The 13,925-nt window shown below is 67.9% G+C and carries 19 protein-coding genes; 6 read left to right on the top strand and 13 right to left on the bottom strand.

Annotated features, from left to right (window positions below):
* The first annotated feature begins 12 nt into the window (after nucleotides 1–12).
* Nucleotides 13–183: a hypothetical protein gene (locus tag LKD76_RS12645; protein ID WP_227981334.1), complete on the top strand. Its 171-nt coding sequence runs from the start codon at nucleotides 13–15 to the stop codon at nucleotides 181–183.
* A 409-nt stretch (nucleotides 184–592) separates the two neighbouring features.
* Here the strand turns inward: LKD76_RS12645 and LKD76_RS12640 are convergent, their stop codons facing one another.
* Together LKD76_RS12640 and LKD76_RS12635 are read right to left on the bottom strand one after the other, a co-directional pair.
* A complete protein-coding gene (locus LKD76_RS12640; RefSeq protein WP_227981332.1) occupies nucleotides 593–943 on the bottom strand; it encodes a hypothetical protein in 351 nt (116 codons plus the stop codon).
* A 55-nt stretch (nucleotides 944–998) separates the two neighbouring features.
* Entirely contained in the window at nucleotides 999–1,181 is a 183-nt protein-coding gene (locus tag LKD76_RS12635; RefSeq protein ID WP_227981330.1) for a hypothetical protein, read from the bottom strand.
* Between LKD76_RS12635 and LKD76_RS12630 the strand changes: the two genes are divergently transcribed.
* Together LKD76_RS12630 and LKD76_RS12625 are read left to right on the top strand one after the other, a co-directional pair.
* The gene (locus LKD76_RS12630; protein ID WP_227981328.1) at nucleotides 1,180–2,253 is read left to right on the top strand and encodes an NAD-dependent epimerase/dehydratase family protein; all 1,074 of its coding nucleotides are present in this window, start codon (nucleotides 1,180–1,182) and stop codon (nucleotides 2,251–2,253) included. The two genes, LKD76_RS12635 and LKD76_RS12630, sit on opposite strands and share 2 nt — an antisense overlap.
* Before the next feature lie 59 nt (nucleotides 2,254–2,312).
* The gene (locus LKD76_RS12625) at nucleotides 2,313–2,984 is read left to right on the top strand and encodes a methyltransferase (RefSeq protein ID WP_227981326.1); all 672 of its coding nucleotides are present in this window, start codon (nucleotides 2,313–2,315) and stop codon (nucleotides 2,982–2,984) included.
* Between the two features lie 41 nt (nucleotides 2,985–3,025).
* Here the strand turns inward: LKD76_RS12625 and LKD76_RS12620 are convergent, their stop codons facing one another.
* The 8 genes from LKD76_RS12620 to mbp1 form a co-directional block, all read right to left on the bottom strand.
* Nucleotides 3,026–3,223, bottom strand: a complete 198-nt coding sequence (locus LKD76_RS12620; RefSeq protein WP_227985228.1) for a CDGSH iron-sulfur domain-containing protein — start codon at nucleotides 3,221–3,223, stop codon at nucleotides 3,026–3,028.
* A 5-nt stretch (nucleotides 3,224–3,228) separates the two neighbouring features.
* Nucleotides 3,229–4,338 (bottom strand): iron-containing redox enzyme family protein, encoded by a 1,110-nt coding sequence (locus LKD76_RS12615; protein WP_227981324.1) that lies wholly within the window; start codon nucleotides 4,336–4,338, stop codon nucleotides 3,229–3,231.
* Between the two features lie 68 nt (nucleotides 4,339–4,406).
* Nucleotides 4,407–5,399 carry a TIGR03557 family F420-dependent LLM class oxidoreductase gene (locus LKD76_RS12610; RefSeq protein WP_227981323.1) on the bottom strand — a complete coding sequence of 331 codons (993 nt, stop codon included), beginning with the start codon at nucleotides 5,397–5,399 and terminating at the stop codon, nucleotides 4,407–4,409.
* 111 nt (nucleotides 5,400–5,510) lie between these two features.
* Complete coding sequence (locus tag LKD76_RS12605) at nucleotides 5,511–5,999, bottom strand: DUF6328 family protein (protein ID WP_227981321.1); 489 nt, start codon at nucleotides 5,997–5,999, stop codon at nucleotides 5,511–5,513.
* Nucleotides 5,992–7,806 (bottom strand): thiamine pyrophosphate-requiring protein, encoded by a 1,815-nt coding sequence (locus LKD76_RS12600; RefSeq protein ID WP_227981318.1) that lies wholly within the window; start codon nucleotides 7,804–7,806, stop codon nucleotides 5,992–5,994. The genes LKD76_RS12605 and LKD76_RS12600 overlap by 8 nt, the downstream gene beginning before the upstream one ends.
* A gap of 146 nt (nucleotides 7,807–7,952) precedes the next feature.
* Nucleotides 7,953–8,366 carry an anti-sigma factor gene (locus LKD76_RS12595; protein WP_227981316.1) on the bottom strand — a complete coding sequence of 138 codons (414 nt, stop codon included), beginning with the start codon at nucleotides 8,364–8,366 and terminating at the stop codon, nucleotides 7,953–7,955.
* 134 nt (nucleotides 8,367–8,500) lie between these two features.
* Nucleotides 8,501–8,896 carry an STAS domain-containing protein gene (locus LKD76_RS12590; protein WP_227981314.1) on the bottom strand — a complete coding sequence of 132 codons (396 nt, stop codon included), beginning with the start codon at nucleotides 8,894–8,896 and terminating at the stop codon, nucleotides 8,501–8,503.
* Between the two features lie 256 nt (nucleotides 8,897–9,152).
* Nucleotides 9,153–9,404 carry a microaggregate-binding protein 1 gene (mbp1, locus tag LKD76_RS12585; RefSeq protein ID WP_227981312.1) on the bottom strand — a complete coding sequence of 84 codons (252 nt, stop codon included), beginning with the start codon at nucleotides 9,402–9,404 and terminating at the stop codon, nucleotides 9,153–9,155.
* A gap of 159 nt (nucleotides 9,405–9,563) precedes the next feature.
* Between mbp1 and LKD76_RS12580 the strand changes: the two genes are divergently transcribed.
* Nucleotides 9,564–10,412: a SigB/SigF/SigG family RNA polymerase sigma factor gene (locus tag LKD76_RS12580; protein ID WP_227981311.1), complete on the top strand. Its 849-nt coding sequence runs from the start codon at nucleotides 9,564–9,566 to the stop codon at nucleotides 10,410–10,412.
* A gap of 20 nt (nucleotides 10,413–10,432) precedes the next feature.
* On the opposite strand, the gene LKD76_RS12575 is transcribed toward LKD76_RS12580, so the two are convergent.
* Complete coding sequence (locus tag LKD76_RS12575) at nucleotides 10,433–11,080, bottom strand: TetR/AcrR family transcriptional regulator (protein ID WP_227981309.1); 648 nt, start codon at nucleotides 11,078–11,080, stop codon at nucleotides 10,433–10,435.
* A 112-nt stretch (nucleotides 11,081–11,192) separates the two neighbouring features.
* Between LKD76_RS12575 and LKD76_RS12570 the strand changes: the two genes are divergently transcribed.
* Nucleotides 11,193–11,846 (top strand): SRPBCC family protein, encoded by a 654-nt coding sequence (locus tag LKD76_RS12570; RefSeq protein ID WP_227981307.1) that lies wholly within the window; start codon nucleotides 11,193–11,195, stop codon nucleotides 11,844–11,846.
* Nucleotides 11,847–11,860: 14 nt separating this feature from the next.
* Here LKD76_RS12570 and LKD76_RS12565 read toward each other — a convergent pair whose 3' ends face one another.
* Both LKD76_RS12565 and LKD76_RS12560 read right to left on the bottom strand, forming a co-directional pair.
* Nucleotides 11,861–12,307, bottom strand: coding sequence for a hypothetical protein (locus tag LKD76_RS12565; protein WP_227981306.1), 447 nt, complete (start codon nucleotides 12,305–12,307; stop codon nucleotides 11,861–11,863).
* A 129-nt stretch (nucleotides 12,308–12,436) separates the two neighbouring features.
* Nucleotides 12,437–13,057, bottom strand: coding sequence for a TetR/AcrR family transcriptional regulator (locus LKD76_RS12560; RefSeq protein ID WP_227981304.1), 621 nt, complete (start codon nucleotides 13,055–13,057; stop codon nucleotides 12,437–12,439).
* Between the two features lie 127 nt (nucleotides 13,058–13,184).
* Between LKD76_RS12560 and LKD76_RS12555 the strand changes: the two genes are divergently transcribed.
* Complete coding sequence (locus LKD76_RS12555) at nucleotides 13,185–13,922, top strand: nuclear transport factor 2 family protein (protein ID WP_227981303.1); 738 nt, start codon at nucleotides 13,185–13,187, stop codon at nucleotides 13,920–13,922.
* The last annotated feature ends 3 nt before the right edge of the window (nucleotides 13,923–13,925 follow it).

Genomic DNA, 13,925 nt, shown 5'->3' with positions numbered 1-13,925 from the left:
GAAGGAGACGACATGGAACGAGGAAACGCCAAACACGGTGCCCGTCACGACGATCAGCTGCGCCACGAGCTACAGGGCACGTTGCGTGGCAACCGCTCCAGTCGCGCCGAGGAGTGGCGCGAGCCCGAGCCGCCCGCCGACGACGACCCGCCCGCCGCGAGCGGCAGGCTGTCCGGCGGCTGAGCGGTTGCCCCGCAACGGTACAGGCGCGAGCGATACCGCCCCTCCGGCAGGAACCGGCCTCAGGGGCGGTGTCGCCCTAGTTTGCCGATAACGCTGTGCCAGAAAATACTCCGCGATGTGACACCGCCGCACCCGGGCGACGGCGCGTGCAGCGGTCGCGACGGCGCATACGGTGACCGGGACCGCTCATGGCCGGTCGCGATGCCGCACCGCGTCGGTCCGGACACGATGAGAACACGCTCGTGTTTCCGCTCGATATCGTGACCGGCATCGCCTCGGGACACTGTTTTCCTGTGGTGCTCGGACGATTTCATCCCGCGACCTCCCGCCCGCTGTCGGTATGCACGCGGATACCCGAAATCCCTTCCCGGAAAACAGGAACGCGCACAGCGACAGGGCTGTCGAGGCTTCATCCGCTCCCCACGGCCAGCGCCAGATACACCACCATCAGGGCGAACAGGAACCAGCCCGCGCCCTGCCACACCGGCCACGGCCGACCCCCGCGCCAGTGGCGGAAGGTGACGACGAAGGCGCCGATCCCACCCAGGAGCAGCACGACCCCGGGCAGCAGGCCGACCACGAGAATCGAAGGGGTATCACAGATGGTCCGGTCCGCGTCGGCGCATTCGGGTCGCGTGTCGGCCCAGCCGAACGCGATTCCGGCCACCATTCCGGTCATCACCAGTACGGCCACCACGTAGATCACCGCCCGCCGGAAGCTCGGCGGATCGCTCCATTGCGGATTCACCGTCCGCACCACCGCGCGCACCTCCTACTCACAGCCCTATGTTCCGCACTACCCCGTCCGGCGTCGGCTATTCGGCCCGCATCCGAGTCGTTTCGGCAGGCAGCAGCAGGGTCGTTTCGGCAGGCAGCAGCAGGGTCGTTTCGGCAGGCAGCAGCAGGGTCGTTTCGGCAGGCAGCAGCAGGGTCGTTTTGGCAGGCAGCAGCAGGGTAGGCGAACGCTGAGGACAGTCCGATCCGGAGGTGATCGTCATGCGGGTGGTCGTGGTTGGAGCAACCGGCAATGTCGGAACGGCGGTCGTCGCCGCGCTCGCGCGTGCATCGGAGGTCGACTCGATCGTCGGACTGGCTCGGCGCGTGCCCGGCGTCAGCCTCGCCGGCGTGGAATGGCAACGTGTCGATATCAGGCGCGACGACCTCGTCGCGCCGTTCCGGGGAGCCGACGCCGTCATCCATCTGGCGTGGTTGTTCCAGCCCACCCATCGACCATTGGTCACGTGGCGAGCCAACGTCGACGGGACCGCCCGGGTACTGGACGCCGTCGCCGAGGCAGGCGTGCCCGTTCTGGTTCAGGCGTCCTCGGTGGGCGCGTATTCGCCTGTCCAGCACGATGATCCGGTCACCGAGAGTTGGTCGACCGAAGGGTGGCCCGCGGCCGGATACATGCGTGAGAAGGCCTACGTCGAGCGATTGCTGGATCTGTTCGAACGCGATCATCCCGATCGCCGCGTGGTCCGGATGCGACCGGGCTTCACCTTTCAGCGCGCCTCGGCGGCCGAGCAGCGCCGGCTCTTCGCCGGCCCGCTGGTGCCCGGCCGGATCCTCCGGCCCGGATTCGTACCCGTGCTTCCCGTCCCGTCGGGTCTGCGACTGCAGGCGGTGCACGCCGACGATGTCGGCCACGCCTACCGGCTGGCCGTCGTCGATCCCGATGCGCGAGGGGCTTTCAACCTGGCCGCCGACCCGGTGATCGACCGCAAGGTCTTGGGCGAGATCCTGCGCGCACCGACGATGTCGGTTCCGCCCGGTGTGGTCCGCGCGGCCCTGACGGTGGGCTGGCGGCTGCGCCTGGTCCCCGCACCGGCGGATCTGTTCGACGCGATGATGCAGCTTCCGATCATGGACACCGGACGGGCCCGGCGCGAACTGGGCTGGTCCCCGCGGATCGACGCCACCGACGCACTGCGCGAGGTGCTGACGGGTATGCGCACCGGCGCCGGTGGGAACACGCCTCCCCTAGCGGCCGAGGCCGGCGGCCGGCTGCGCGTGCGCGAGTTCGCATCGGGGGTGCGAGCGAGGGATCCCGTCGACGGGTGGGGCGACTGAGGACCACCGCGCTACCCATCGCACCGACCACGCACTTTCGTAGAGACAGGACGACGATCATGTTTCTCCTGCGCCTGCCCGGGGTGTACGGACCACAGCACGACACGGCATTGCTCATGCGGGCCGCCGAGGATCCCTCGATACCGCGCTGCGGACGAGTGCTGGACATGTGCACCGGCACCGGCGCCGTGGCGATCCACGCCGCGCGCAACGGCGCGCAGAGTGTCACCGCCGTGGACATATCGTGGCGGGCGTTGACCTCGGCGTGGCTCAACAGCCGACTCCGCGGGGTATCGGTCGCGCTGCGCCACGCCGACTCGACCCTGCTCGCCGACGACGGCGGCTACGACCTGGTGCTCGCCAATCCCCCCTACGTCCCGGGGCCGCACAGCGCGTCCGCCCACGGCGCGGCGCGAGCCTGGGACGCCGGGCCGAAGGGCCGGGACATCCTCGACCCGCTGTGCCGGGTGCTGCCCCGGCTGCTCAAGCCCAATGCGACAGGTCTGATCGTGCACTCGGCCCTGTGCGATCCGGATACGACCATCGACCGGCTGCGAGCGGGTGGTTTGAAGGCAGCCGTGGTGTCCCGGTCCGTGGTGGAGTTCGGCCCGGTGCTGAACTCACGCGCGAAGGACTTGGAGGCCATGGGCCTGCTCGCTCCCGGGCAGCGGAGGGAGCAACTGGTGGTCGTCCGAGCCGACCGCCCGGACACACCGCCTTCGGCAGACTGACTCCCGTTGTGTACCAAGCGATTCCGGCAGCGTGAACAACGTCAGTGATCCGGGCGTCGATGGCGACGGTGCGAGGTGTCGCACAGCGGGTAGATGCCCGACCGTCGGCACAGGCACACCGCGACCACGAAGCGATCACACCGGACCACGCGGCCGTCGGCGGTCACCAACTCGACAGGCCCTTCGATGAGCGCGGGCCCGTCCTGGGTCAGCGTCACCCGCGTGCGCCGCTCGGACATGGTCATCACCACCGTCTCTCGCCCTCTTCACACCGCGGCTCGGCCGGTCGTTCCCGGTCGGGTACCGGGAGCAATGAACTGCGGCCCTCGGCCCAGCAGTCCAGCAGGGCACGTCCGAACATGCCCTCCAGCAGCTCGGTCGCCTGCATACCGAAGACCAGGGATGCGGTCAGCTCGGGTTCCCGGGCGACGATATCGCCGATCACATCCCTGCGCATCACCTGCTCGTGCACCGCGTCGGCCTCGACATGTTCGGCGTAGAACCGCACACAGGCCGGATGCGCCTCCAGTCGCCGCAGCGTCTCCACCATCCGGCGCGCCGCGGGCGGCGAGCCGATCTCGACACTCGCGAAATGGCCGACCAGCGCGCCCCGCAGCTGCCGATGCAGTCCGAACAGCGACATCATGTTGACCAGGGCGAGCATCGAGGCCGGCACGGCTTCCAGATAGTGCAGGTATTCGTTGTTCATCCCGGCGCCCGCCAGCAGATCGGCGAACAGCTGGGCATGGATGTCCTCGCCCCGGCCGGCGCCGAATTCGTCGTAGGCGACCGCGACGAGTCCCGCCTTGGCGGTCCCGCGCAACCGCGGAATCACCCAGACGTACGGATCGGCTTCCTTGAGGTGGTAGATGGAACGGTGCGCGAAGTATTCGCACACCTGCCACCAGTGTCCCTGCTCGAGCAGGAAACCCCCGACACCGCCGGGTTCGGCCGGTTCGCGCACCAGGATGTCCAGCTCGCGCTCCACATCGGAACCCCCGGCGACGTCCCGGCGCATCGCCGTCAGGAATCGGTCTTCCAGGCGGGCCCGCAGCCCCAGCAGCGCGGGGTCCCATTCCCAGCCTGGATCGACGGAAGCGAAACCGCCGTAATGCAATTCGTAACACATGTGCAGTGCGAGATGGAGATCGTCACCGTAGGCATCGGCATCGCCGGTGTCGATATCGACAGCGGCCGACGTGCCGCGCAGTACGGCGGCGACCGCGTGGGAGAGTTCACCGCGCGGAGTCGGAAGCGGCGGCCCGCTGCCGTTCGCCGGCGCCGCCGGTGGGCGCGTCGCCGACGTCTCGCGAGCGCTTCGCGCGGGCCACCCGTGTGGATACGAGACCTCCATACGCGGCGCATACCCGGCGGCCCCCTGTTCAATCGGAAGTCCGGGCGGTTACCGCCGAATACGAGAGGTCACACGCTCTGGCCGACCCGCCCATCGGCGAGTTCACGGAGCCGGTCGCGCAATTCGGTGTCGAAGAAACCGATGAAACCGTCCGGATCCGGGCCGGCGTTCTGCAGGACCAAGCGGTCGAACCCCGCGTCGAGATACGGGCGGACGGCATTCAGGTAGTCGTCGGCGTCGGTACCGCAGGTGAATTGGCGGCGGATGTCCTCTTCGCGGACCGTCTCGGTGGCCGCGGCGAAGTTGGCCGGATTCGGCAGTTCGCTCATGACCTTCCATCCGGTGAGCCCCCACCGTGACGTCTCGAGCGCGGCCCGCGCCCCGGTGTGGGCATCCCGCGCCCAGGCAACCGGTATCTCGACATAGCGTGGGCCGTCCCCGCCGGATGCCCGGAACTGCCGGACCAGTTCGGGTGACAGCTCGGTAGCGAACAACCCGTCACCCAGTTCACCGGCCAGCCTCGCGGCGGCAGGACCACCGGCGGCGACCGCGATCGTCGGGAGCCGATCGGGCAGATCGAAGATCCGCGCGTCCGACACCTGCAGATACTCGCCACGATAGGACCGATAGCCACCACGCCACAGCAGCCGGATGATCTCGAGGGCCTCCCGCAGCCGGCGGTGGCGGCCGGGTACCGAGGCGGGGAATCCGGCGCCCACCACGTGCTCGTTCAGGCGCTCGCCGGATCCGACCCCGAGCGTGAATCGACCGTCGGAGATCAGCGCCAGCGTCGCGGCGGCCTGCGCGATGATCGCGGGGTGGTAGCGAACCGTAGGGCAGGTCACCCCTGTCGCCAGCTCGATCCGGTCGGTTCGAGCCGCGATCGCCGAGAGCACCGACCACGCGAACGGTGAGTGACCTTGATTGTCCAGCCACGGATGGAAATGATCGCTGATCTCGACGAAGTCGAATCCGGCCGCTTCGGCGAGAATCGCTTGCCGGATCAGTTCCTGCGGACCGAATGCCTCCGCCGCCAGTTTGTACCCGATCTGAGACGCCATTGCTGTCGATCCTCTCCGTCAGGCGGCCCGGGCCTGCCACATTCGGTGCGGTCGCTCCGACCTGGGTCGCGATGTCGATGAACGGGTCCCGGGTAATGCCGGGACGCGCGGTCACGGCGGGTGCAGCCGCTGCCACAGCGGATGCCCGACCCATACGGTCGTGAACAGTGCCGCGCAGGCGACACCCGCCACCGCTCCGGCGATCACACCCGCCACCGTGTCGAAGATCAGCACGGCGACACCGGTGAGGGCCAGGCCCAACAGGATCAGGCCGATCATCGCGAAGTGGTGTCCCGCGCGCACCACCCGGTCGAGCCGGCGCCGGCGGAACAGCAGCCGGTGTGCGGCCACGAGCGCGGTCAGGAACACCGTGGCCGCGATCGATGCCGCGACCACGGCCAGATACAGACTGCGCATCGGGGTGGACAGGGTCGTGAAGCGCTGCTGGAACGGCAACGTGAGCAGGAACCCGGTGAGCAGCTGCACCCCGGTCTGGACCACCCGCAGCTCCTGCAGCAGTCCCGACAGATTCCGGTCGAGCTGATCGGCCTCGGTTTCGTGGCGATCGTATCGATCGAGATCGCGAGCGTCGCTATCCATCCGCTCGATCACCACTGCCGCGGCCCGCCGGAACGAATTCCTGCGCTTTGGTTTTCAGCCCCTGCGCCACCAGATGCCAGGCATTGGGATCCCCTCGCAGCACCGCTTCGGCGGTGGCCTTCATCTGCTCCCAGGTCGCATGCGGCGGAATCGGCGGTACCTCCGGGTCGCAGCGGACATCCAGCACCGTGGGCCGGTCGGCGCGCAGCGCCCGGTCCCAGGCGGGACCGAGCTCATCCGGGTCGTCGACGGCGACGGCGTCCAGGCCGAAGACCCGGGCGGCATCGGCGTACGAGGTGTCCGGAAGTGATTGTGACTCCTCGAATTTCGGGGAACCGCCCATGGACCGCAGCTCCCAGGTGACCTGATTGAGATCGTTGTTGTGGAAGACGCACACGATCAGGCGCGGATCGCTCCACTGCCGGTGATAGCGGGCGATGGTGAGCAGTTCGGCCAGCCCGTTCATCTGCATCGCGCCGTCGCCGACGAGTGCGACGACCGGGCGGTCCGGATGCGCGAATTTCGCACCGATGGCGTAGGGGACGCCGGGTCCCATGGTCGCCAGGGTTCCGGACAGTGAACCGCGCATGTCACCGCGCATCCGCAGACATCGGGCATACCAGTTGGTGGAGGATCCGGAATCGGCGGTGACGATCGCATTCGTCGGGATGCGGTCCGAGAGTTCCCACACCACACGCATGGGGTTGACCGGCTCCGCTTCGAGCATGGCTTGGCGTTCCACCGTTTCCCACCACCGGGCCACCCCGGATTCGACGGTCTCCCGCCAGCTTCTATCGGTCTTGCGCTCCAGCAACGGAATCAACGCCGCCAGTGTGGTTTTCGCGTCGCCGACGAGATTCACCTCGGTCGGATAGCGCATCCCGATCATGGCCTCGTCGATGTCGATCTGGATCGCCCGCGCCTGGTCGAATTCCGGAAGGAATTGCGCGTAGGGGAAATTCGAGCCGACGATGAGCAACGTGTCGCAGTCGCGCATGAGTTCGTAGCTCGGCCGGGTGCCCAGCAGCCCGATGGAACCGGTGACGAACGAAAGCTCATCGGAGAGCACGTCCTTGCCCAGCAGCGCTTTCGCCACTCCGGCCCCGGTGCGGTCGGCGAGCTCGATGAGCTCGGCCGCGGCGCCGCGAGCCCCCTGCCCGGCCAGGATCGCCACCCGCGATCCCGCGTTGAGGACATCCGCGGCGCGCTCGATATCGGCAGGTCCCGGAGTCACCGTCGTCTTCACGACCCCCGGCGGGCTCGAGGGAACCTGCTGGAATTCGTGCGCCGGTGCCTCGTAGGGCTCCTCCTGCAGATCGGCGGGGATGATCACCGCCGTCGGCGCACGCCGCGAACGGGCGACGCGGAACGCGCGATCCAGCGCATTCGGCAACTGGGTGGCCACATTGACCTCGGCCAGATAGTCACTGGCCACATCCTTGTACAGGCTCTGCAGGTCGACCTCCTGCTGGTAGCTGCCGCCCATCGCGCTGCGAGCCGTCTGGCCGACGATCGCGACCACCGGAACATGGTCGAGCTTGGCGTCGTAGAGCCCGTTGAGCAGGTGGATCGCCCCCGGCCCCGAGGTCGCGGCGCACACCCCGACCGCACCACTGAACTTGGCGTACCCGACCGCTTCGAAGGCTGCCATCTCCTCGTGCCGGGCCTGGATGAACGCGGGCTCGTTGCCGGCCCGCCCGAATGCCGCGACCAGGCCGTTTATGCCATCGCCGGGATATCCGAACACCTGCTGCACACCCCAGTCGCGGAGGCGTCGCAGGAGGTAGTCGCCGACTTGCTGCACCATGTCCACTCCTGTCCGTGCTCGGTCCGCGCGGCGTCATCGCCGCCGCGACGGGCGGGTACCCGGGCGAACCGCCGCCAATCAGGGTGTGCGCCGCCCGATCGCGGAGATCATCGCGCTACCGATGGCTGTCGGCGGGGCGGGAAAGATCACTGTCCACCAGGGCCGCACCCGAATTCGACCGTGATCGGGAACCCGCCCCAGATCCGGTCGTAGGACCCGATATCGGTCCGCAGGGTTTCGGTGACGGTACGGATCACGTGCCAGCCGAATCCCTCTTCGTCGATGACCTCTCGCTTGACGGAGATCGTGCTGAGACATACGGCGATTCGGCCACGGTCGACGGTGAGTTCGCAGTCCAACGCGGAACCGACGATGGCCGCGCCGATGAGATCGGTGGCGATCTCGTCGATCGCCACCTGGATATCGGTCACCTCGTCGAGTGCGAACTCGGCGAGCATCAGGACCGTCTCCGTGAGCGCGCGCAGCATCGTCAGCTGACGGTATTCGGCGGGAACTCGAACACCGACCGTCGTTGCCGCACCGAACTGCTCGCTGCCCACGGCTGCCTGTTCCTCCCCTCCGCGTCGACTCGGCCGGTTCCGCGATGCGGAACACCTCCGGCCCCGGCTGGGACCGCCTGTCGACCGCGTACCCGGGTGGGATGCCGCGAAACCCGACCGGCCGGCGGTGGAATTCACGCCCGCAGCGCGGCGTACATGCTCGAGTGCACACGCGATCGTGTGCCCACCCCGACCACCTCCAGCACCCGCTCGACGGGACGCGATCCGGCCACCATGTGCAGTTCGATACCGGCGGCACGGCAGGTGTCCTCGGTGGCGGCGAGTACGGCCGCCGCCCTGATGCCCAGAAACGATGTGTTGCGCAGATCCACGACAACGGCGTGGCGGGCGCGTTTCGCGGCGTATTCCAGCGCATGACGCAGATCGCCGATCACTGACACATCAGCCTCACCCTCCACATGCACCACGATCCGGAAGGGGCCGACGGTGTCGCGGGCGAGGCCGCGGTGAGGTGTGTCCGGTGTGGCGGGGAACTCGGTGGTGTGCGGCACGACGGCGATGGCGGTCATGACAACCTTCCGAACATCCGGGGCTCGCACACAAGCGCCTGAAGGAAACGTCTCCGACGGTTGGCGGGCCGGGGCGGGCTGTTGTCTCAACCTGCAGCCAGTATGTCACGCCGACGGCGCTGTCGCTATGGCCGACCATAGCCACGTGAGCCTCGGACAGGGCCATGAGCTGCGCGAAGCGACCGCCCGGCATTGCCGGGCGGTCGCTTCGTCCCTCATGCGGCGGAGTGTCGTGCGTCATGACGCACGGCGGAACTCAGCCGTCGTCACGCTGGTGCGCGCGCTGACGCTCCTCGTCGGCGGCGGCTTTGGCCCGTTCCTTCTCCGCTTCGGCTTCCTTCTTGGCGGCCTCACGCTGGGAATCGGCCCGATCCTGCTGGGCCCGGCCCTCGCGCTGCTTGGAATCGTCCCCCACGACGGCGCCGGCGACCTCTTTGGCCTTACCCTTCACGCCCTCGACGACGCCTTCCAAACCCTCACGGGCACCGCCCTTTTCGTGTTCGGACAAGACATTCACCTCCCGGTCGCTGATTCGGATGACGATGTCGTGCTACCCGCGCCCCGCACGCCGAAACAGCACGGAACGAATCGGCGTGGGTTCTTTTGACGGCGGTGCGGGTGGGTACCCGATTTCCACCGGCCTCACGTGACAACGAGAGGATGTCGAATGACACCGCAAGCGATGCCCGATACTCCGCCCCGGGCCCGGCACGGCCCCGACAGCTACGACAACATCGAGCCCTGGTTCGACAAATTGGCCGGATTCGACCCCGATGACCCCCATCGCGAAGCGACTCGTGGCGAAATCGTCCGCCTCTGCTTGCCACTGGCCGACCACATCGCCCGCCGCTTCACCGGCCGTGGCGAGAACTACGACGACCTCCATCAGGTCGCCTCACTCGGCCTCGTACTCGCCGTCGATCGCTACGACGTCAGCCGCGGTAGCTCGTTCCTGTCGTTCGCGATCCCCACCATGATGGGTGAGGTGCGCCGCTACTTCCGCGACGGCACCTGGGCCACCCGAGTCCCGCGCCGCCTCAAGGAGTTGCGCACACTGCTGGGCCCCGCCACCGACCGGCTCGCTCAGCGGCTCGGCCGCATGCCCACCGCACGGGAGCTGTCCACCGAACTCGACACCGACATCGTCGATGTCACCCAGGCCATGGTCGCCGGAAACGCCTACCGGTCGGACTCCCTGGACGAGATGATCGCCGCCGACGAGAACGAGACCTACCCTGTCCCGGCCGGCCTCGGCGCCGAGGAACACTGCTACGAACTCACCGAGGATGCGATGGCGGTCCGGCCGCTGATCGCCGAGCTGCCCACGCGGGAACGCCGAATCCTGATCATGCGGTTCTTCGAATCTCGCACCCAGGCCCAGATCGCGCGAGCACTGAACATCTCCCAGATGCAGGTGTCGCGCATCCTGATGCGCACCTTGCGCCGACTCCACGATCGAGCTCTGCCCGACGAAGCGGGCGTCGCGGCACAACCGCGACCGGGGCGCATCCGGTAGGCCCGCACTCGGCCACAGATCTACTGCTTTACAACGGAATTCAGCTCCGCGTCGTACAGCAGCGCGGGGTCGAACCGCATACCGGCGAAGTGCCCCGCCAGCTCGAGCGACAGCACACCGTGCAGCCGGGTCCACACCGATATCGCCCGATGTAACACCGCCGCGGCTTCCGGACGGTCACCCGCCCAGCGACGATGGTCGTCGAGGTGGGTGTCGAATGCTGTCACCGGTCCCTCACGCGGCAGCTCGGCACAGGCTTCGACCAGGACGGACATGATCCGATCGGAGATCTCGACGGTGTCGCCCGGGGCGCGATACCCGGGCACCGGGGTGCCGTAGATCAGGAAGTACCGCTGCGGATCGGCCAGAGCCCAATCGCGCAGCGCGACAGCCAATCCCGTCAGGTCCGCACCCCGTTCCCGCGCCGTGCGCAGCGCATCGGCGAGGCTTCGGTAGGCGTCGCGGACCAGTTCGGTGATCAGTTCGTCCCGACCGGTGAAGTACCGGTACAGCGCGGGGCCGCTCATACCCATCCGCTTCGCGATCGCGTTGAGCGACAGTGCGGAGGCACCCGCCGTCGCGATCTGTTCCCACGCGCACTGCTTGATCTCCGCGCGCACCTGTTCCCGGTAGCGCTCCCGCGGTTTCCGTGCCAGCGGTTCGGTCATGAACCCTCCTGATCTGTCTAGTTAGAGACTATCACTTTCGCGCTTGCCTCTCACACCGAGACGTTATAGCCTCTAACTAACGCAAGACCAAATAGCAAACAGGAGAGCGCTCATGTCCAGCAGCCACCCCTCGAATCGCTCGCAGCGCAGGTCCGGATCGCGTGGCAGGGCCGCACTGGCCGCGGCGGCCGCGGCCACGATCATCGGCGCGACCGGGGCGCCCGCCCTGGCCGACGCTCCCGCGCCGGACCCGACGCCACTCACCTGCGGCGGACAGACCATCGATCGCGCGGCGCCGATCCACTACCGCACCGAAGGCGTCATCGCCGCACCGGTCGACACCGTCTGGAATCTGCAGACCGACGTGGCCCGCTGGCCGTCCTGGCAGGCCCCGGTCACCAGCATGCGACGCCTGGACGACGGCCCCCTCCAACCGAACTCACGGTTCCGATGGACCACACCCGCCCCGGCGACCGCCACCACACCGGCGACCACCCTCACCATCACCTCCACCGTCCGGCAACTCGAGCCGAATCGGTGCCTCCGCTGGACCGGACCGGCCGTCGGCGACGGCATGAGCATCGACGGCGGAACCCACGTCTGGACCTTCACCCCCGTCCCGGGCGGCACGCTCGTACGCACCGAGGAGAACTGGAACGGCGCCCAGGTCGAGGCCGATGTCGCGACCTCCACCCGGTTTCTGGGCGCGGGACTCGAAGCGTGGATCTCCGACCTGCGCAAGGCCGCGGAAACACCCCACCGATAAGCGGCGCGGACCGGTCACCGCGCGAAGCGCGCCCACCCCTCCGAGATGCGCCCGGTCCGGGGTTCGGGACCGCTCGGGGTCATGAACGACGGCATCTCGAACGGGACGCCGGCCTCGTGCCCGCCGATGCGGACCCGCGCCGACCGCGGTGGCCCGGTCCACTCCGCCGCCCACACCCGCCCCAGATGCACGACCCGGGGCCGGGATCCGTCCGGAAGGACCACGTCGACGTCGGAATCCGAGCACATCCCCCACACCACCCACCACCGTTCCGCGGTGTCCGCCGATGTCCCCGCCACCGCGAAAATGGTGTCCGGCTCCACACAGGGCTGCCAGCGCGCCCCCTCACCGGTGATCGGACGTGTTCCCGCGGGCACCTCCACCCGCAGATATCCGGTATCCGCACGCCACTGCAGACGCAACCCCGACCTGGGGAGCAACAATTCGTGAATTGCCGTCAAGCCATCACCTCCCGGCGCCGCGAACCACTCGACACACCGGAACTGGCGAAGGTCCACACTCTATCCACCTTCCACCATAGTTGCCGCATATTTGCTGACAAGTGGTGAACGGGGTTCTTCAGGGAAAGTTCACCGAGCGAGGCCGAGCAGCGCGACCACGATCCCCACCGCGGTATCCACCAGCCGGTCGCGTTCGATCACCAGGTGCCCGTCCGTCCATTCCAGATAGACCGAGGTGAGCGCCCCGGCCAGCGCGGTGCCGATCGTGGCCAGGGTCGCGTCGCTGCTGGCGAACAGACGGTCGGCCCCCGCACCGAGCAGCGGCGCCAGCGCGCGGATCACAGCGGGGGCGCGCTGGGTGATGTGGCGGCGCAGATCGTCGTCGGCCAGCGATTCCCGCAGCAGCACTCGCGCCCGGCGAGGGTCCTCGTCGAAGAAATCGGCGCAGGTTTCCAGCGCGGCCCGGATGGCGGCGTGCGGATCGCAGCCCGGCGCGATGGCCGCGAGCCGATCACGCAGGCCGGCCTCGACGCGGTCGTATACCGCGATGATCAAAACCTCGCGGTTGTCGAAACTCTCGTAGAAGTAGCGCGGGCTCAGATTGGCCCGGCGCACCACCGCGCGCATGGTGACCGCGCCGGCACCAGCGGTGCCCAGCAGATCGAACGCGCAGTCGAGCAGTTGCTCCCGGCGTTCCTCGGATCGATCCTGCAGCGTCTGGCCCCGCCAGAGTTTGGATGCGGCGGTCACGGTGTCATCCTCGCACCCCACTCCATCCAGATATTGACATCATGTGATTCTACATGAATCATATGATTCACCTTCGAACTCGCGCGACCGTGCCGGTCGCGCTTTCGTCGCGGTGAAAGGGTCTTCCATGTTCGATGAGGAACAGTTTCAGCAGGCTCTGCGGCAGCCGCGGCTGTCGAAACCGGCGCCGGAGTTACTGAACTCCAATCGCTCCGTGCCGATCCGCGCGATCCCGGAGGCGGAGCTGCAGGCCGGCACCCTGCAGTGGTTCGGGGAGTTCGAACGCAAGCTGGAGGCCTACGGCAAGCTCGGCGTCGATCTGAGCTGGGTGATGCAGTGGGCCAAGAAGTACTGGTGGAGCTTCCTGGTACGGGATATGAGCGTCAACGACGAGCTGTACGCCCAGGACGTGCGCTACACCGATGTGACGACCTTCGGCCGCACCATCGTCGGCATCGACGAATTCGTGAAATACAACTTCGCGTTCTTCGACGCGATCCCCGACTGGCGCTACGACCCGCTGCCGAATCAGGTGTATCTGGATGTGACGCCGGAAGGCAACGTGCGCACCGTCATTCGGTACATCGGCAGCGGGCACTGGACCGGTCCGCTGCGGCTGTACCCGTACGACGAATCCGCGCCGGTGATCCACGGCAACGGCCGCTTCATCCAATGCCCCGCCGTGGACCGCTACCACTTCAACGCCGACGGGCTGATGGAGGAGGGCGAAACTCTCTACGATTTCCTCGACGCGACCCAGCGCGGCGGCATTCTGCCCCGCGACGACAGCTGGCAGTTCCGCACCCTGATGGCCGCCTCCAAGATCCCCGCGCTGTTGTCCCGGTTCGGGATCACCACGCGGTGAGCC

Origin of the sequence: Nocardia spumae, assembly GCF_020733635.1 — a bacterium.
Taxonomy (GTDB): domain Bacteria; phylum Actinomycetota; class Actinomycetes; order Mycobacteriales; family Mycobacteriaceae; genus Nocardia; species Nocardia spumae.
This window is presented reverse-complemented; position numbering and strand designations above follow the sequence as displayed.